The organism is Bradyrhizobium sp. 134 (genome assembly GCF_023074155.1).
Taxonomy (GTDB): Bacteria; Pseudomonadota; Alphaproteobacteria; order Rhizobiales; family Xanthobacteraceae; genus Bradyrhizobium.
Genome location: NZ_JADPKX010000073.1, coordinates 275,045 through 292,645, shown reverse-complemented (window position 1 = coordinate 292,645; position 17,601 = coordinate 275,045). Strand labels below are relative to the sequence as shown.

The following is a 17,601-nucleotide window of genomic DNA, read 5'->3' as shown; positions in this document are numbered from 1 at the left end:
CATGCCATCTCAATGCTCCGCGACTGCGGCGCGCCGGCGTCAACGGGCCGGATGATTTGCGTGGCGCTAAATCGCCCGTTTCCAAGAAGAAGGCCAAGTAAGCAGCAGAACATGGATCAAAGCCGTCTAGTCCCTGCTCGCGAGGGAATGCAAAAGAGAGCGGCGGATCGCTTGATGTCGTTCCAGGATCTCAAGCCGTCCTCGGCGCTCGAGCTCAATTCGTATGACATCGATCATTTCGGCGAGACCGAGAAATACGCCGGCGCATCGAGCATGCCGTTGTCGGCCGGGGTGACAGCGATCATGCGTGCCCGGCTCACCTTGCCGACCCTGACCCTGTCGCTGTTGAAAACCTTCCCCCGGATCATTCGAGGCTATCAGTTCACCAATGCTGCCGCAGTGGCGGTACCGATGGATCACGTGACCTCTGCCCGCATCAACGGGCAATCGATGGGCGGTTCTGTCCTCGTATTGAAAGGTGATTCAGATTGCCTGGTGCATGAGCCGGAGGGGCGTCTGCTGGCAGTGGTCTACTTCAGTCCATCCGGGCGGGAGCCATTGCCTGAATTGGGCGATGGATGCCATTTGCTGAATCCGGCGCCGGACGTGCTTGCCTCGCTGCGCCGTCTGATCTCGATCTCGCTTGAAACCGCAGCAAATGACCCAGACTTCTTGAACGAGCCAGCTTCGCAAAAATTTGTCGAACAGTCACTGCTCAGCACGATGGACGCGGCGATCTGGTCCAGCGTCGCAAGCGGACCTGTCTCATCCACCGCCGAGCATTATCGCCGGATCGTAGCTGATATGGAGAAACTGATTCGGCGCGATCTGATGATCTGGCACAAGACGACCGAACTGGCGGAGCAGGCGGGCGTGTCGGTCCGGACTCTCCAGAGTGCGACACAGGCCATCTGCGGCATGAGCCCACATCGCTATAGCCGGGTCTTACGCCTCTGGTCGGTGCGCAAGCAACTGCGCACCGGTCGAGCGGGCCGGAGTGTGAAGTCCTGTGCGCTTGCGCATGGTTTCTGGCATCTCAGCGAGTTCGCAGCGAGCTACAGAGAGGCTTTCGGAGAGTTGCCTTCGGAGACCCTAAACCGATCGCTACGAGGCGAATAGCAACGTGCCTTAGCCGCGTTCGCCAGCCCAGTCGCCCAGCACCGCCTGCACCAGCGCCAGCGCGGCCACTGCGGCCGTGTCGGCCCGCATGATCCGGGGTCCCAGCGCCAGCCGCAGGATTTTCGGCTGCCGCAGCAGCAGCGCCCGCTCTTCATCGGCAAAGCCGCCTTCGGGGCCGATCAGCACGTCGACGCCTGCCGCCGCGTCTGCGCCTTGCAGGCCGTGAATGGGGTTTTCGAGCTCCGCCGCCTCGTCGCAGAAGATCAGCAGGCGGCCCGCGGCGCGCTGGCTGAGGAAGCGCTCCAGCGGCATCGGCTCGGCAACGGCGGCGATGCTGAGAATGCCGCATTGCTCGGCCGCCTCGACGACATTGGCGCGCATCCGCTCGGTGTTGACGCGGGAAGCCTGGGTGAACCTGGTCAGCACCGGCTGAAGCGAGGCCGCCCCCATCTCGATGGCCTTCTGCACCATGTAGTCGAGCCGGGCATGCTTGAGCGGGGCGAAGACGTAGGCGAGGTCGGGCAGCCGGTCCTGCGGCCGGGTCTGCTGGAGGATGACGAGACCATCCGGCCGCTTGCGGCCTTCGATGGCGGCCTGCCACTCGCCGTCGCGGCCGTTGAACGCCAAGACCTCGGCCCCGGCGGCAAGCCGCAGCACATTGCCTAGATAATTGCTCTGGTCGCGGTCGAGCTCGATCCTGCCGTCCTGGGCGAGGGGGGCATCGACGAACAGGCGGGGGCCGCGGAAATCGTGGGAGGGCATGGTTCAAAGGTCCGATTTGGCGCCGTTCTTAGCCGAAAGCAGTACTTTCGGGGTAAATTTTGCCAAAATGGTGCGTCGGCGCGCCGCGCTCCTGCCCTATTCAACGGGTTGTTAAGGGCCGGCGGGAATCGTAAAATCGCGAGCACGCTGGTTGCGCTTCAATTGGAAGACGCCGAACCCCGCAAGCTCCTGCCGGAGAGACTGCCTTGATGATCCGTCATTTGATGGTTCCGATCACTGCCGCCATGGTCACGATGGGCGCCGTTTGTGCCTATGCGCAGGGTTTCCCCGCGCCGCTGCCGGGCCAGGCCCCAACCAGTTCCGCGTTTCCGCCCGTGAACGGGTCGGCGCCCGTCGCCTCCGTCGGCGGCGCGCCGCAATCGTCCTTCCCCGTGAACGGCGCCGCGCCCGTCGGTGGCGCCGGCGCCTTCAGCGCGGCCCCGCCGACGCAAGCCGGTCCCGGCGAGGACTGCATGAAGGCCTTCATGCCTTTGCGCGAGGATGCCGAAAAGCGCGGCAAGCTGATCAAGGCCGCGAGCGACCGTCACGCCCCGCCTGACGAGGCCTGCAAGCTGATCCGCAACTTCAGCCAGGCCGAGACCAAGATGATCAAGTACATCGAGGCCAACGCCTCGAAGTGCGGGATTCCGGCGCAGGTCGGCGCGCAGATGAAGGACGGCCACAAGAACACCGAGGCCATGGCGGCGAAGGTCTGCAATGTTGCGCAGCAGATGCAGAACCAGCCGCGCGGTCCGGCCGGTCCGTCGCTGAGCGAAGTGCTGGGTTCGGCCTCGGCGCCCGAGGCCAATGCGGGCAAGAAGGGCGGCAGCACCTTCGACACACTCAACGGCAACGTCCTGACCCGATGAGCGACACATCCGCCCGCGTTGCCGATTCCACCGGCAACTGGGTCGATACGCGCGCACCGCAATGGGCGCGGCCTTATCTGCGCTTGTCCCGCTTCGATCGTCCGATCGGCTCCTGGCTCCTCTTGATGCCGTGCTGGTGGTCGGCGGCGCTCGCCGCCGGCATGGCGCATGACGTCCGCGGCCTGCCGCTCACCATCGTCCTGTTCTTCATCGGCGCCTTCGTGATGCGGGGGGCAGGCTGTACCTGGAACGACATCACCGACCGTGACCTCGACGACAAGGTCGAGCGCACCCGCTCGCGGCCGCTGCCGTCGGGCCAGGTGAGCGCGAAGCAGGCGCTGGCCTTCATGGTCGCGCAGGCGCTGATCGGGCTCGTGGTGTTGCTGCAGTTCAACCGCTTCGCGATCCTGACCGGCATCGCCTCATTGCTGATCGTCGCGATCTACCCGTTCATGAAGCGCATCACCTGGTGGCCGCAGATCGTGCTTGGGCTCGCGTTCTCCTGGGGCGCCTTGATGGGATTTGCCGTCACCTTCGGGCGCATCGACGTCACCGCGCTCGTGCTCTATGCCGGCGCGATTTCCTGGGTGATCGGCTATGACACGATCTATGCGCATCAGGACGCCGAGGACGATGCGCTGATTGGCATCAAGTCCACCGCGCGCCTGTTCGGTGCGCATACGCACCAGGCGCTGATCCTGTTCTACGGCCTGGCGGTGCTGCTGATCGGCGTGGCGCTGGCGTCGGGCGATGCGCGCTGGCCGGCCTGGCTCGGTCTTGGAGCCTTCGCCGTGCATCTGGCCTCGCAGATCGCGCGGCTGAATATCAGCGACGGCGAACTCTGCAAGCGCCTGTTCTATTCGAACCGCGATGCGGGGCTGTTGTTGTTTGCGGGGTTATTGGTCGACGCGGTGATGCGGGCGGCTTAACTCCGCGCGATGATCTCGCGCTCATCGCGATGCACCGACAATTCCCGTGCGACACCGGTGCGGCGGCGCATCAGAAATTTTGGACGGCGGTCGCAGATCGCGTTGGCGCGGCGGCGGCGTGGCGCGGGTTTGCGTGCGCCTTCGTCGAGCTGCGGAAGCGCAAACAGCTCGCTCCAGATCGCCCAGGCCTCAACGAGTTCGTCGCCATCGGCGCTGACCAGCAGCGGAATGGAGAGCGAGGGATCGCGATGCACCAGGACGAGGGTCTGGGCCTCGTCGTTACCGCGCAGCGCGACGCCGATGAAGTCGCTGACGCGGACGTTGATCGCCATCTGCATGCCGCGGACGGCACGGCGCAGCACGACACGTTCGCGATGAAGCTCGATCTGCCGGACATAACCGTCGGCGCGCGGATCATGCGCATCGAAGCGGACCGGAAGGGAAAGGGGGTCGAGCCGCAGGGAGCGGCTCGACCCGGCGGGAGCGATCCCGCTTGTTGCTGTTTGACGCCTCACGGCTTTAGTTCTCCCCGCCGGGATTATGTTCCCGGTCGATGTGAGGACCTTAGCGCGAGCCTTTCCGAAACCGCTTAAAAAGGCTGGTTAATCCAACCTCACCGCCGCTCATGATTGACAAGACCTTGGCACGCATGATTGACGAGACGTTGCGCGCAAGCTGCGAATCTGAGCTTTTGGTGGGCTGAAAATGCTTGAAGTCCGCGCGATCAGGGCACATCTGTGGGTTCCGGTCCCGCAGCCCGCCCCAACAGGATTTCGTTTGTGAACCCTTCACCAAGCTCGACGCTTTCGCCCAAGGATTCGTCCACAGCCGGTCGCGACCTGTTCGACCAGTCTGCGCTCTCCGATCTCGCGCAGCGGCTGGTGGAGGCTGCCAGGCGCGCCGGCGCGGATGCGGCCGATGCGGTCGCCGTGCGCGGCGTCTCGCAAGGCGTCGAGGTCCGCGACGGCCGGGTCGAGGAATCCGAACGTTCCGAGGGTGACGATGTCGGCTTGCGCGTGCTGGTCGGCCGGCGCCAGGCGGTGGTCTCGACCAACGACGCCAGCGGCGATGCCGTGACCAAGCTTGCCGAGCGAGCGGTTGCGATGGCGCGTGTCGCGCCCGACGACAAATATGTCGGCCTTGCCGATCCCGCACTGCTCGCGCGCGACTTCCCCGATCTCGATCTGCTCGACCCCGACGTGCCCGCGACCTCGGAACTCGAGCGCCGCGCGCTCGAAGCCGAGGCTGCGGCGCTCGGTGTGAAGGGCGTGACCAAATCCGGCGGCGCCTCGGCCTCCGCCGGCATGGGCGGCATGGTGCTCGTCACCAGTACCGGCTTCCACGGCTCTTATCTGCGTTCCAGCCAGGGCATCTCCGCCACCGCCATTGTCGGCGACGGCACAGGCATGGAGCGCGACTACGATTTCACCTCGGCGCCGCATGGTGCCGATCTGCTGTCGCCGGAGATCGTCGGCCGTTCCGCGGGCGAGCGCACCGTGGCGCGCGCCAATCCGCGCAAGGTCGAGACCTGCAAAGTGCCTGTGGTGTTCGATCCGCGCGTCGCGGGCTCGCTGGTCGGTCATGTCGTCGGCGCCATCAATGGTGCTTCGATCGCGCGCAAGACCAGCTTCCTGAAGGACAAGCTCGGCCAGCAGCTGTTCGCCAAGAACATCCGCATCATCGACGATCCCCTGCGCAAACGCGGCCTGCGCTCGCAGACGTTCGATGCCGAAGGCGTCGCCGTGAAGAAGATCGCGCTGATCGACGAAGGCGTGCTGACGACCTGGCTACTCGATTGCGCCACCGCGCGTGAGCTCGGTCTCACCACCACCGGCCATGCCCATCGCGGCGTCTCCTCCTCGCCGTCGCCGGGGCCGTATAATCTGCACCTTGAACCCGGCACGCCGACGCCGGCCGAGCTGATCTCCGACATCAAGCAGGGTTTCTACGTCACCGATTTGATCGGCTCGGGCGTCAACGGCGTCACCGGCGATTACAGTCGCGGCGCCTCCGGCTTCTGGATCGAGAACGGCGAACTCACTTATCCCGTGAGCGAGGTGACGATCGCCGGCCATCTATTCGAGATCTTCAAGTCGATGCAGCCGGCGAACAATCTCGAGTTCCGCTACGGCGTCAATGCGCCGACGGTGCGCATCGAGGGTTTGACGCTTGGCGGACGTTGACGCGAACGCAACAGGCGAAGCCATCCTGACGCGCGACGCCGCGCTGCTGCAAGACACGGTGCGGGAGGCGGGCGCACTCGCGCAGTCGATGTTCCGCACCGAGCTGAAGAAGTGGACCAAGGGCGCGTCCTCGCCGGTCTCGGAAGCCGACATTGCCGTCAACGATCTCCTGGAAGCTCGCCTGCGCGCGGCAACGCCCGACTATGGCTGGCTGTCGGAGGAGAGCGCCGACGACGAGGTGCGGCTGTCGCGGCGACTGACCTGGATCGTCGATCCCATCGACGGCACCCGCAATTACCTCAACGGCCATGACGAATGGTGCGTCAGCGTCGCGCTGGTCGAGGACGCCTCGCCGGTGCTGGCCGCGGTGTTCGCACCGACGAGCGATGAGTTCTTCTTCGCCGCCCGCGGCCGGGGCACGACCCTCAATGAGGTGCCGGTGCGGGCGACGGCGGGATCCGAGCTCGACTTCTCGCGGGTCGCGGGTCCGAAGCCCCTTGTTGAGCGCCTGAAGCCGTCACTGGGCGAGATCAAGCTGCATCCGCGAATCGGTTCGCTCGCGCTGCGTCTGTGCCGGGTCTCCCATGGCGCGCTGGATGCGGCTTTTGCGGGCGGCAACAGTCATGATTGGGACCTTGCGGCGGCGGATTTGATCGTGCAGGAAGCCGATGGTAGGATGAGCGATCTCTCCGGAGATCCCATCCTCTATAACCGCCGGCAAGTCACGCATGGGGTGCTGGTGGCAGCGGGTCGCGATCGTCATGCGAACATTGTCTCGCATTTTCGAAACCGCCCCTTGCCGTGAAGCGCTTTCTCGTGCTTGTCGAACACTGCTTTGCCGGGCAGCCCGTTAGGAACAGAACCGATGCCAGATAGTGCCCCGCAACAACTGCTCCACCTCGTCGTCGGCGGCGAGCTCGTCGATCTCGAGCACAACACCTTCAAGAACCTTGACGATGTCGAGATCGTCGGCCTCTATCCGAACTATGCGACCGCGCACGCCGCCTGGCGCGCCAAGGCGCAGAGCACGGTCGACAACGCGCAGATGCGCTATTTCATCGTCCATCTCCACCGGCTGCTCGACCCGAATCAAGAACCGGCGCGTTGAAAAAGCTGCTTCGCAATACGCTGAGGAGCAGCTTCGTCCAGCGTGCCGTCGGAATCCTGGCGGCCGAATATCTGCGTCTGGTCTGGCGGACGAACAAATTCACGTTCGATCCGCCCGACGTCTATGACCGCGTCGAGCCGCAGATCCCGGCGATCTTCGCGTTTTGGCACGGCCAGCATTTCCTCACCCCCTTCATCAAGAACAAGGACTGGTACAAGGCCAGGGTCCTGATCTCCCGTCACCGCGACGGCGAGTTCAACGCGATTGCCGCCGAGCGGCTCGGCATCGGCACCATCCGCGGGTCCGGCGACCATGGCGGCGCGTTTCACCGCAAAGGCGGGGTCGGTGCCTTCAAGGAAATGGTGCGGACGCTCCAGGACGGTTGTAATGTCGCGCTGACCGCCGACGTCCCCAAGCGCTCGCGCGTGGCCGGGCTCGGCATCATCATGCTGGCACGGGAATCGGGGCGGCCGATCATGCCTTTTGCGATGGCGACCAGCCGCTTCGTCCGGCTCCAGAACTGGGACCGCACCACCATCAACCTGCCGTTCGGGCGGGGCGCGTTGGTCGGCATCAAGGAAATCCACGTTCCGCCGGATGCGAACGCCGCCACCATGGAAGCGCTGCGGCTCGAGCTGGAGGAGACCTTGAACGAGGCGACCCGCCGCGCCTATGCGCAACTCGGCCGGCCGGGACCTGCAGATGCCTAAATCGCTGCCCGGCTCGCTGCCGTTGACGCTGCGGATGTACCGGCGCCTGGCGCGCGGCCTGGTGCCGCTCGCGCCTGTGCTGATCAAGCGGCGCCTGAAGCAGGGCAAGGAAGATCCCGCGCGCGTCGGCGAACGGCGGGGCCTCTCCCGGGACGTGCGGCCGCACGGTCCGCTGGTCTGGATTCACGGCGCCAGCGTCGGCGAGGTCCTCGCCGCGGCGGCCCTGATCGAGCGCTTGCGCGATCTGAACCTGCGCATTCTGCTCACCTCGGGCACGGTCACGTCGGCTGCGATTGTGGCAAAGCGCTTTCCGCCCGACGTCATCCATCAATACGTGCCGTATGATTCCCCGCGTTATGTCGCGCGCTTCCTCGACCATTGGAAGCCGTCGCTGGCGCTGTTCATCGAATCCGATCTGTGGCCGAACCTGATCCTGGCCGGCGCCGCGCGCCGCGTGCCGATGGTGCTGATCAACGGGCGGATGTCGCCGCGTTCGTTCCCGCGCTGGCGCCGCATGCAGGGCACCATCTCGGCGCTGCTGTCGCGGTTCGACATTTGTCTGGCGCAGTCGAAGACCGATGCCGAGCGCTTCTCGGCGCTCGGCGGCCGCGACGTCGTCACCACCGGCAATCTCAAGCTCGACGTGCCGGCTCCGCCGGCCGATCTCGCCAAGCTCGAACGGCTGCTGGCGATGACGCGCGGGCGTCCGATCATCGTGGCGGCCTCGACCCATCCGGGTGAGGAGGAGATGCTGGTAGCGGCGCATCGCAGCCTCAGCGGTTTCTTCCCGCAGCTCCTGAGCGTGATCGTGCCGCGCCATCCGGATCGCGGCTCCTCGATCACGGGCCTGATCACGGCGTCCGGCCTGAAGCCGGCCCTGCGCTCGCGCGACGAGCTGCCGACGGCGGCCACCGACGTTTATATCGCCGACACCATGGGCGAGCTCGGCCTGTTCTATCGCCTCTCGGACATCGTGTTCATGGGGGGATCGCTGATCCACCATGGCGGCCAGAATCCGATCGAAGCGATCAAGCTCGGCGCGGCCATCGTCCATGGTCCGCACGTCTTCAATTTTGCCGATGTCTACGAGGCGCTCGATCACAGCGGCGGCGCGCGCCAGGCCGACACGCAGGAGCTGCTGATCAAGCAGCTCGGCCAGCTGCTTGCCGATCCTGCCCTGCGCCAGAAGATACAGCGATCGGGCGCCGGCGTGGTCGAGGATCTCGGCGGCGCACTCGATCGCACCATGACCGCGCTCGAGCCTTATCTTCTGCAGTTGCGGATCGAGATGGGGGCCGCCAATGCGTGAGCCGGCCTTCTGGTACCGGCCACGTTCCCTCGAATCGTACGCATTGGGGCCACTGGGTGCGCTCTATGGCGCGATCACGGAACGGCGGATGCTGCGCGAGGGCGTCGATGCCGGCATCCCCGTGATCTGCGTCGGCAACTACCATGTCGGCGGCGCCGGCAAGACGCCGACCGTGCTGGCGCTGACGAAGCTCCTGCGCGAGCTCGGCGAGACGCCGGTGGTGCTCAGTCGCGGCTATGGCAGCAGCCTCAAGGGTCCGGTGATGGTCGACCGGATGCGTCACACCGCATCCGACATCGGCGACGAGCCGCTGATGATGGCGCGCGACGTTCCTGTCACGGTCGCACGCGACCGCCTCGACGGCGTCGTGCTGGCGAAGTCGCAAGGCGCCACCGTCATCCTGATGGATGACGGTTTCCAGAACCCGCGTCTTCTAAAGGACACCTCGCTGATCGTGATCGACAGCGAGCGCGGCCTCGGCAACGGCAAAGTGTTTCCGGCCGGTCCCCTGCGTGCGCCGCTAAAGGCGCAGCTCGCGCGCACCGACGCGCTGGTCGTGATCGGCGGCGGCCGCGCCGCCGACGATGTCGCCGCCGAGCTTGCCAGGCGCAACAAGCCGGAGCTGCGCGCGCGGCTGAAACCCGACGCCGGATCGATCGCAAGACTGTTGGGCAAGCCGGTGTTCGCGTTCGCCGGCATCGGCGATCCCGAACGGTTTTTTCGCACGTTGCGCGCCAGCGGCATCGAGGTCGCGGCTACGCGGGCCTTCGCCGATCATCACATGTTTTCGAACGACGAGATCGCGGCCCTCGCTGCGGAGGCGCAGCGCGGGCAGCTGACGCTGGTGACGACGGAAAAGGATCTCGCCCGCCTGCACGGCCGCGAAGGCGTGCCGGATGGCATCGTGCCTTTCGCCGTCCAGCTCGAATTCGACGACCCGGCTGCGCTCAGGCAGTTGATCAGCGATCATCTCTACAAAGCGCGCGAGCGGCGGTTTTCCAGGCGATGATCTCGTAAGGTGGGCGACATCTGATCGGGACGACATGTCGCGGCCGATGAATTTCCTTCCGCACGTTCGAGAGTTGATGTAACCTTTCATGAGAGCCGTCACCGGGACGTGCCGAACTCCCGGAAATCATCGGCGGCGTTTATGCCCACGGCGGGCAGTACCTTCATCATTTCAGATGCAGCGGCCGTAACGACGAGTTCGGAACGGCAGGGAAAGTCATTGCCAAAAACCCAGAGGAGAACATGCCATGCATTTTTGCCTCACCGGACAATACACACCACGCGCTCTCAATGCCATTTTGGAGAACCCCAAGACCGATCGTCAGGAGGCCGCAAGAAAACTCATCGAAGCGGCCGGCGGAAAGCTGATTTCGATGTTCAGCGTTGCGGCCGACGGCCCTGGCGTTTTGGTGATCTTCGATGTGCCTGATCCGGGTGCGGCTCCGGCCATTTCCGGCCTGACCGTCACGGCGGGCACCCTGCAGAACGTGAAACTGACGCGGCTGTTCACGCAGGACGAGATCAAGCAGGTCCGCCAGAACGCGGCGAAGCTGCGTTCTTCGTATACCCCGCCCGGAAGCTGACATCCGGATCTGAAGCGAAGCCGCCGCAGTCGAACCGAAGCGGCGGCAACGCTTCACCTCACAGCAAGAATAATGTTTGCAAGCCGAGGCAAGGCGAAGGCCTTCCAGCCTCCGTTGCCAGCGACCTCCGAACGCCTGCGATTGCGGTTCAGCAGTCAATCATGCTCACCACGCCCCAACGGCCATCAATCCGATAATGGTCAGGCACGAGACGCAGGCTACCATGGCGGTATAGTACTCGGGTGTATTCATTGCTGCCTCCCAAACTGTTGCCAACTGCTTGGTCACTGCTGCGCGGGAGAGATCGCCGGTCTCGGGCCGCTTCAATTCGGCGCGCGGCGACCGGTCTTGCGTTGTGCGTCCGTCCTCTCATCGTCACCCTGATCCGGATGATGATGCGCGTCGAGAGCTTCAAAGCGTTCAGCTGCGATCAGAAGCTGTTTCCGCATTTCAGCGAGGCGGGCGCGGCAATATTCACGATAGAGCAGGTCTAATATGGTGGGCATGATCACCCCCATCGTTGATTTTCGATTTACAGATATTCCACCGCGAATTTTCGAGGTGATCGTAGCCCGACAGATGGCTCTTCGATATGAGCCCGTTCACAGACTGCGCCAATTCAGAGCTCAGTGGCCGTTTGGCCGACTTGATTGTCTGTGCGATAAAAAGAGCAGGGCCAATTACCTAAGATGAAGCATAGCGGCGCTTTGTTTCACCAAGACTTCGTCAAACAACCTAAGAGCGCCAATCGCAACAAAGAATCCAACCACAACGCGAAATGACTAACCACGGAGTGCAAGCACTCTTCGATGCAACGTGGATCGGCATGACGGAGATATTTGCTGTGAGACGCGCACTTCATGCGCGCGCGAACATCGTCGCGACGCCGAGGCGGACCATTCGCATGCCTCGCGATAAGCTGCACCTGTCGTGCTACGTGGGCAGGGAAGCTGCGCTTTGCTAGCCGACGGCAGCCGCCATTCACGCGACATTCATCGCAAAGCTCCTATCGGTTTCGAACCGATCGGGAGAATTCGATGAAACTGCCGTCCGCGATTGTTGTCGCCAGCGTTGCGTGTCTGATCGCTGCGCCCGTGCTTGCACAGACGACGTCGCCCGCTGCTCCGAGCGCCACAGTGCCGGTCCCGGCGACCAAGCGCGTCACCTGCCTCAGCTCTGAAGGCACAGGACAGGCGCGACCAGATGCAGCTCTGCATGGCGCAGGCGCGGCTGGATTGTCTGAAGCAGGCGATCGATCAGAAGATCCTCGGCGAGACCAGGAAGAGTTTCATCAAAACCTGCGTGGGCACGCATGGCGCGGAGCAGCAATAGACGCGCGTCCGCCGCCTCAGGCTTGCGGCTTGGGCGCGCCCGGGTAATGCCGCTCGAGCACGGCGGCCGGCGTGGCGTAGGCTTCCTGCAGGTCCACGCTCCAGTATTTCAACTCGTCGAGCGGGATCCGCGTATCGGTGATCGCGCAGCGCACGAAAGTCCCCGGCGAGATCACGCGGAAATCGCCGTCGAGATACTGCACCTGCGCTTCGCCATGGCCCGAGGGGCCGAACTTGTTCAGCACGGTCGAAAGTCTCCGTGGAAGGCCGCTCCGGGATCACCTTGGAGGGCACGATGTGTTGGACGGGATGTAGCATAGATAGGGTGGCTTGTCCGCCCGGTAAACCCACCGGTTTGTGATGTTTTGGCGCCGTTTCCGCGTGATAGTGCTTGAGCGAAGGATCCAACGGCAAAGTTCGATGCGCCTTCCGTTCACCGCCCTGTTCCTGACGTTCCTGATCTCGGCCGCGCAAGCGTCGCCGGCGCCGCAGCAGGTCGAGATTCCGCTGGCGTCCGGCGTGCTGCATGCGCAGCTCTACAAGCCCGAGGGCGCGGGGCCGTTTCCGACCGTGATCGCGCTGCACGGCTGCGGCGGGCTCGGTGGCCATTCCGATTCCGTGCTGCCGCGCTATCGCGAATGGGCCGAGCGGCTGCTCAAATCCGGCAACGCCGTATTGCTTCCTGACAGCTACGGCTCGCGCGAGCTCGGGCCGCAATGCCGCGTCAAGGAAATGCACGTCAAGGCGCGGCGCGAACGCGTCACCGACATCGCGGCGTCGCGCGCCTGGTTGATGCGGCAGAGTTGGGTTGCGCGCGACCGCGTCAGCCTGATGGGCTGGGCGAATGGCGCCAGCGCGCTGCTCTGGGCCGTGCGTCCGCAAAGCCTTGCGCGCGAGGCGGGCCCTGATTTCCGCGCCGCGATCGCGTTCTATCCGGACTGCAGGATTTCCGCAGGCCTGGGGTGGAGCACACGGGTGCCGACCCTGGTGCTGATCGGCGGCAATGACGACGTCTCGTCGCCGCCGGCCTGCCGCCAGATGGTCGATGGTGCGCATGGCCGCAGCGCGCTCGCGCGCATCGTGGTCTATCCCGGCGCCTATCACGATTTCGACCGCGCCAACACGCCGCTGCACGCAGCCGCCGGCAGCCTTGATGCCGCCGCGCCCGAGCACGGCCATCTCGGCACCGATGCGGCAGCGCGCGCGGAGTCGCAGAAGGAAGTCGTGGAGTGGCTGGCGCGGTAGCGGGCTCGCCGCGCCCTAGCTCGTGAGAAGCGAAGGCGGGGCCGCCCGAGGGAACAACAGCGGACAGCCCCGCATCGACCACCGCCCTGCACGGAGAATGGCCGACCGTGAATCTACGGTTGCCGCGCCGTGATGGTTTCAACCCGTGACGACGCCATCATTCGACCACGATGTCGATTAAACGCAATCCCATGCGCAATCGCTTCGTCCTGTTCTCCTCCGCCCTGATCGTCTTCACCGTCGCGGTCTTCCTGTTCGAAGCCCATCTGTTCGAAGCCCATGCCGGCGCGCCAATGCGTGCGCCGGAACATTGCGGCTTCTGGACCACGATCGACGCGGGCTTGTCCTGCCGGTAGGCGGACTGCTGCCACACCGTCATTGCGAGCGCAGCGAAGCAATCCAGAGTCCCACCGCGGAAAGATTCTGGATTGCTTCGCTGCGCTCGCAATGACGAGGTTGGCGCTGCATGCGCGCGCCACACACTCACTGTCATCGCCCGGCTTGACCGGGCGATCCAGTATTCCGAGGTGGCTGTGATTCATGGAGAAGCCGCGGCGTACTGGATTCCCCGCTCCAGTGCGCAATTGCGCACAAGGCGGGGAATGACGGCGAGGGTGGCGCGACGCCCTCGCGCCTCTAAAACAAATTCCCCTGATCCACCGGCTTGCCCACGCGCTTCGGCGCGGGCTTGGAATCCTGCGTCGCCGCCCTGGCTTGCGATGGCGCGCGCTTCGCTGCAGCCGCCGGCCGATCCGCATCCGCGGTCGCACCCACACGGCCATCCGCAAACTCGATCTCGACCCTTGCGCCGGGACCGATCGCGTCCGCTGAATGCAGCGGATGGCCGGCCTCGTCGCGCACCAGCGCAAAGCCCCGCGCGAGCACGCCGCGATAGGACAACGCGGAGAGCAGCTTGCCGCTGTTCTCGACGCGGGCATCGAGCCGCTGCAACAGCGTCGCCAGTGCGCGGCCCGCGCGCTCGGCAAGGCGATGCGTGCGCTCGCGCTGGCGGTGAATCGCGTTGCGCTGCGCCTGCGCATTGGAGAGCTTTGAGGCACGCAAGCGCACCTCCAGCCCGGCAAAGCGGTCGCGTCGCCGTCGCAGCAGCGAGCGCGTGGACAGTCCGAGCCGCTCGCCGCACACCGTGAGGCGATGATCGGCCTGCGCGATCTGGCCGTGCAGCACCCGCAGCGTCAGCTTGGCGCCTGCGGCGGTGAACCTGCGGAAATGCGCGTGCGTGTTGGCCTTGAGGCAGCGGGGCAGGGACGCGCCGGCCGAATCAAGCCGCTGCCGCGGGATCGCCAGTAGGTCGCCGGCTGCCGGCAGCGCGCGCGCGGCCGCACGCAACTCGCTGCGACGGCTCTCCTGGCTGCGCTGCCAATAGGCGCGGGTGCGTCGCCCGAGATCGCCGACCTCGACAAAGAGATCGCTGCGCACCGGCACCGCCATCTCGGCCGCCGCCGTCGGCGTCGGCGCGCGCTTGTCGGCGACGAAATCGATCAGCGTGATGTCGGTCTCATGCCCCACCGCCGAGATCAGCGGGATCATGCTCTCGGCCGCGGCACGGACCACGATCTCCTCGTTGAACGACCAGAGATCCTCCAACGAGCCGCCGCCGCGCGCGACGATCAGCACGTCGGGGCGCGGAATCTTGCCGCCCTCCGGCAGCGCATTGAACCCGCGGATCGCGGCCGCGACCTGCTCGGCCGAGCCTTCGCCCTGCACCTTGACCGGCCACACCAGCACGTGGCGGGGAAAGCGGTCCTCCAGCCGATGCAGGATGTCGCGGATCACGGCGCCGGTCGGCGAGGTCACGACGCCGATCACCTCCGGCAGCCACGGCAGCAGCTGCTTGCGCGCCTCGTCGAACAGGCCTTCGGCGGCGAGCTTCCTCTTGCGCTCCTCCATCAGCGCCATCAGGGCGCCGATCCCGGCCGGCTCCAGCGCCTCGATCACGATCTGGTACTTCGAGGAGCCCGGATAGGTCGTGAGCTTGCCGGTGGCGATGACCTCGAGCCCCTCCTGGGGCTTGAAGCGCATGCGGCCGTGCACGCCCTTCCAGATCACCGCCTCGATCTTGGCGCTCTCGTCCTTGAGCGCGAAATAGCAATGGCCGGAGGAGTGCGCGCCGCGGAATCCGGAGATCTCGCCGCGGACGCGGACATGGCCATAGGTGTCCTCCACCGTCCGTTTCAGGGACTGCGAGAGCTCGGAAACGGTGAATTCGGGGGTGTTGAGCAGAGGCTCTGCAGTCGGCATCGGCAAACGATTCGGCATTTTGGGGTCAGACCCGACGTTAAGGATTTTCGCCGCACGGCGCCAATCCGGGGATTGACCAGAAGAGTACTCTGTACTATAGAGTGCTCTATATTGAACCGATTTGAGGAGAATTGATCATGGCCATTCGACTGCTGCGCGGCGTTTTGAGCGGACTGAAATGGGCCTTGTGTGCGGTCGGCGGTGTCGCGCTGATCCTGGCCGCGATGATTGCAACGCCACTGGAACGACCGCCGGAGATGCGATCGGTCTCCGACTCCGCCAAGGGCATCGACTGGTCCACGCTGCCGGCCCTGGAACGCTTTCAGGCCCGCGACGGCACCTGGATCGGTTTCCGCCACTACGCCCCCATTGGAGCCGCGACGGGCCGTGGCGCGATCTTCATCCACGGCTCCTCCGGCTCCAGCGGCACCGTCAATCATGCGCTGACCCATGCGATCGCCTCGCGCGGGGTGGAGACCTGGGCGCTCGACATCCGCGGCCATGGCGGCTCCGGCACGCGCGGCGACATCGGTTATGTCGGCCAGCTCGAAGACGACCTCGTCGATTTCGTCGCCGAATTGCGCAAGAGCGCGCCGGATCTGCCGCTCACCTTGATCGGCCATTCCGCCGGCGCCGGCTTCTCGCTGCGCGTCGCCGCGACGCCGATCATGCAGGACATGTTCGTGCGCACGGTGCTGCTGGCGCCCTACCTCGGCTATGACGCACCGACCAACAAGCCGCGTGCCGGCGGCTGGGCCAATTTCGACCTGCCGCGCTTTCTCGGGCTCGCCACCCTGCGCAAGCTCGGCATCGACTGTTGCGCGCAGCTTCCGGTGCTCGCCCTCGCCGTGCCGGCGAGTTCGGCAAAGTATCTCGTCTCCACCTATTCGGACCGCCTGACGCGCAATTTCGGCACGCGCGGCTATCGCATCGATCTTCCGGCGACGACCCATCCGATCACGATCTTCGGCGGCGCCGAGGACGAGATGATGATCTCGGACAAATATGCGGAAGTAGTGCAGGCCATCAAGCCGTCGGTCGATGTCAAGATCATCGACGGCATCAACCACATGGGTATCGTCACCAACCCGAAGGCGATCGCGATCATCGCCGATGATGTGGCAACGCGCGGGGCAGGGCAGTCATGATCGACAGCAAAGAGGCGTCCGCAGCGCTGGCCGATATCGACGACATCGTCCAGCGCGTGAAGCAATCGCAGCTCTACGAGCTGGCGAGCTATGCTGCCGTCTGGTGGGGCGTATTGGTGTTCGCGGGCAATCTCGCGACCTGGCTCTGGCCGGTCTATGCCGTCTACGCCTGGGTTGCCGTGGATGTTGTCGGCGTTGTCGGTATGGTTGTGCTCCGCCTGGTCAATCCGCCGCGCCACTCCCATGGTCGCGGCTTCGACATCAGACTGCTTCTGCTGTTCCTGCTGTTCTTCGCCTTCGGTTATCTATGCACCAACGTGATCGGCCATTTCGGTCCGCGCCAGCTGGGCACGTTCTGGCCGCTCTACTTCATGCTGTTCTATTCGCTGGCGGGTCTCTGGTTCGGCTATGCCTTCATTGCGATCGGTCTAGGCATCTCCGCGCTGACGCTGATCGGCTATTTCTACATCGGCGAGGCGTTCCCGCTCTGGATGGCCTTCGTCAACGGCGGTGGCCTGATCCTCGGCGGCCTCTGGATGCGGCGGATCTGATGGCCGAGCTCGACGACATCATCCACCAGCCGTTGCGGCTGAAGATCATGGCGGCGCTGAACGCGCTGCCGGCAACCGCAGGCCTGGAATTCTCCCGGCTGAAAAAGCTCACCGGCGCGACCGACGGCAATCTCGGCGCGCATATCGAGACGCTGGCGAAGGCGGGTTATGTTTCGGTGGAGAAAGCTTTCGTCGGCAAGAAGCCGCAGACCACGGTCACCGCGACTGCCGCGGGCCGCGCCGCCTTCGCGCGGCATGTGGCGACGTTGCAGGAGATTATTGCGGGGAGGCAGGTGTAGCCATCGGCAACACTGGTAGAGGGATCAGCGATCTTCAAGAAGATGGTGCCCAGGACAGGATTGCCTAGCCAACCCGCTTAAATATTGATACTATGGATGTTTTCATCCTCATCTTCAAGATTGTTACACAGTTTTGTTCTGAGATTCCAGAATGAGATAGCCCCACAGAACCCAAAATCGGCGACGC

At 64.8% G+C, this 17,601-nt stretch carries 20 protein-coding genes and 1 pseudogene; 16 read left to right on the top strand and 5 right to left on the bottom strand.

Annotated elements, in window-relative coordinates:
* Positions 1 to 174 precede the first annotated feature (174 nt).
* Positions 175 to 1,119, top strand: coding sequence for a helix-turn-helix domain-containing protein (locus IVA75_RS29370; RefSeq protein ID WP_247284636.1), 945 nt, complete (start codon positions 175 to 177; stop codon positions 1,117 to 1,119).
* A 9-nt stretch (positions 1,120 to 1,128) separates the two neighbouring features.
* Here the strand turns inward: IVA75_RS29370 and IVA75_RS29365 are convergent, their stop codons facing one another.
* Positions 1,129 to 1,881 carry a 16S rRNA (uracil(1498)-N(3))-methyltransferase gene (locus IVA75_RS29365; RefSeq protein ID WP_247284635.1) on the bottom strand — a complete coding sequence of 251 codons (753 nt, stop codon included), beginning with the start codon at positions 1,879 to 1,881 and terminating at the stop codon, positions 1,129 to 1,131.
* A gap of 209 nt (positions 1,882 to 2,090) precedes the next feature.
* Here IVA75_RS29365 and IVA75_RS29360 point away from each other — a divergent pair, with 209 nt between their 5' ends.
* A complete protein-coding gene (locus tag IVA75_RS29360) occupies positions 2,091 to 2,750 on the top strand; it encodes a hypothetical protein (RefSeq protein ID WP_247284634.1) in 660 nt (219 codons plus the stop codon).
* Entirely contained in the window at positions 2,747 to 3,679 is a 933-nt protein-coding gene (ubiA, locus tag IVA75_RS29355) for a 4-hydroxybenzoate octaprenyltransferase (protein ID WP_247284633.1), read from the top strand. Before IVA75_RS29360 ends, ubiA begins: the two co-directional genes overlap by 4 nt.
* Here ubiA and IVA75_RS29350 read toward each other — a convergent pair.
* Complete coding sequence (locus tag IVA75_RS29350; protein WP_247284632.1) at positions 3,676 to 4,194, bottom strand: DUF6101 family protein; 519 nt, start codon at positions 4,192 to 4,194, stop codon at positions 3,676 to 3,678. The genes ubiA and IVA75_RS29350 overlap by 4 nt on opposite strands.
* 264 nt (positions 4,195 to 4,458) lie before the next feature.
* On the opposite strand from IVA75_RS29350, the gene IVA75_RS29345 reads away from it, so the two are divergent.
* The 7 genes from IVA75_RS29345 (at position 4,459) to IVA75_RS29315 (ending at position 10,581) form a co-directional block, all read left to right on the top strand.
* Positions 4,459 to 5,862, top strand: a complete 1,404-nt coding sequence (locus IVA75_RS29345; RefSeq protein WP_027565429.1) for a TldD/PmbA family protein — start codon at positions 4,459 to 4,461, stop codon at positions 5,860 to 5,862.
* Positions 5,849 to 6,667, top strand: coding sequence for a 3'(2'),5'-bisphosphate nucleotidase CysQ (locus tag IVA75_RS29340; protein ID WP_027565428.1), 819 nt, complete (start codon positions 5,849 to 5,851; stop codon positions 6,665 to 6,667). The genes IVA75_RS29345 and IVA75_RS29340 overlap by 14 nt, the downstream gene beginning before the upstream one ends.
* A 60-nt stretch (positions 6,668 to 6,727) precedes the next feature.
* Positions 6,728 to 6,970, top strand: a complete 243-nt coding sequence (locus IVA75_RS29335) for a DUF4170 domain-containing protein (RefSeq protein ID WP_007596929.1) — start codon at positions 6,728 to 6,730, stop codon at positions 6,968 to 6,970.
* Positions 6,967 to 7,680: a lysophospholipid acyltransferase family protein gene (locus IVA75_RS29330; protein WP_027565427.1), complete on the top strand. Its 714-nt coding sequence runs from the start codon at positions 6,967 to 6,969 to the stop codon at positions 7,678 to 7,680. Before IVA75_RS29335 ends, IVA75_RS29330 begins: the two co-directional genes overlap by 4 nt.
* Entirely contained in the window at positions 7,643 to 8,989 is a 1,347-nt protein-coding gene (locus tag IVA75_RS29325) for a 3-deoxy-D-manno-octulosonic acid transferase (RefSeq protein WP_247284631.1), read from the top strand. The genes IVA75_RS29330 and IVA75_RS29325 overlap by 38 nt, the downstream gene beginning before the upstream one ends.
* The gene (gene lpxK / locus IVA75_RS29320; RefSeq protein ID WP_247284630.1) at positions 8,982 to 9,998 is read left to right on the top strand and encodes a tetraacyldisaccharide 4'-kinase; all 1,017 of its coding nucleotides are present in this window, start codon (positions 8,982 to 8,984) and stop codon (positions 9,996 to 9,998) included. The genes IVA75_RS29325 and lpxK overlap by 8 nt, the downstream gene beginning before the upstream one ends.
* 247 nt (positions 9,999 to 10,245) lie before the next feature.
* Complete coding sequence (locus IVA75_RS29315) at positions 10,246 to 10,581, top strand: GYD domain-containing protein (protein ID WP_007596925.1); 336 nt, start codon at positions 10,246 to 10,248, stop codon at positions 10,579 to 10,581.
* 323 nt (positions 10,582 to 10,904) lie between these two features.
* On the opposite strand, the gene IVA75_RS29310 is transcribed toward IVA75_RS29315, so the two are convergent.
* Positions 10,905 to 11,099, bottom strand: coding sequence for a hypothetical protein (locus tag IVA75_RS29310; RefSeq protein ID WP_083926320.1), 195 nt, complete (start codon positions 11,097 to 11,099; stop codon positions 10,905 to 10,907).
* A 519-nt stretch (positions 11,100 to 11,618) separates the two neighbouring features.
* On the opposite strand from IVA75_RS29310, the pseudogene IVA75_RS29305 reads away from it, so the two are divergent.
* A pseudogene (locus IVA75_RS29305) lies at positions 11,619 to 11,913 on the top strand (hypothetical protein).
* A 16-nt stretch (positions 11,914 to 11,929) separates the two neighbouring features.
* Here the strand turns inward: IVA75_RS29305 and IVA75_RS29300 are convergent.
* Complete coding sequence (locus IVA75_RS29300; protein ID WP_007596922.1) at positions 11,930 to 12,157, bottom strand: DUF2093 domain-containing protein; 228 nt, start codon at positions 12,155 to 12,157, stop codon at positions 11,930 to 11,932.
* Positions 12,158 to 12,332: 175 nt separating this feature from the next.
* Between IVA75_RS29300 and IVA75_RS29295 the strand changes: the two genes are divergently transcribed.
* Both IVA75_RS29295 and IVA75_RS29290 read left to right on the top strand, forming a co-directional pair.
* Positions 12,333 to 13,157 (top strand): dienelactone hydrolase family protein, encoded by an 825-nt coding sequence (locus IVA75_RS29295; protein WP_247284629.1) that lies wholly within the window; start codon positions 12,333 to 12,335, stop codon positions 13,155 to 13,157.
* Between the two features lie 191 nt (positions 13,158 to 13,348).
* Positions 13,349 to 13,513, top strand: coding sequence for a hypothetical protein (locus tag IVA75_RS29290; protein WP_106941443.1), 165 nt, complete (start codon positions 13,349 to 13,351; stop codon positions 13,511 to 13,513).
* A 280-nt stretch (positions 13,514 to 13,793) separates the two neighbouring features.
* On the opposite strand, the gene xseA is transcribed toward IVA75_RS29290, so the two are convergent.
* A complete protein-coding gene (gene xseA / locus IVA75_RS29285; protein ID WP_247284626.1) occupies positions 13,794 to 15,434 on the bottom strand; it encodes an exodeoxyribonuclease VII large subunit in 1,641 nt (546 codons plus the stop codon).
* A 119-nt stretch (positions 15,435 to 15,553) separates the two neighbouring features.
* Here xseA and IVA75_RS29280 point away from each other — a divergent pair, with 119 nt between their 5' ends.
* From IVA75_RS29280 to IVA75_RS29270, 3 genes are read left to right on the top strand one after another with little or no spacing between them, the layout of a single operon-like run.
* Positions 15,554 to 16,564, top strand: a complete 1,011-nt coding sequence (locus IVA75_RS29280; protein WP_247284615.1) for an alpha/beta fold hydrolase — start codon at positions 15,554 to 15,556, stop codon at positions 16,562 to 16,564.
* Entirely contained in the window at positions 16,561 to 17,115 is a 555-nt protein-coding gene (locus IVA75_RS29275; RefSeq protein ID WP_247284613.1) for a hypothetical protein, read from the top strand. The genes IVA75_RS29280 and IVA75_RS29275 overlap by 4 nt, the downstream gene beginning before the upstream one ends.
* Positions 17,115 to 17,414 carry a transcriptional regulator gene (locus IVA75_RS29270; RefSeq protein ID WP_247284601.1) on the top strand — a complete coding sequence of 100 codons (300 nt, stop codon included), beginning with the start codon at positions 17,115 to 17,117 and terminating at the stop codon, positions 17,412 to 17,414. The genes IVA75_RS29275 and IVA75_RS29270 overlap by 1 nt, the downstream gene beginning before the upstream one ends.
* Positions 17,415 to 17,601 lie beyond the last annotated feature (187 nt).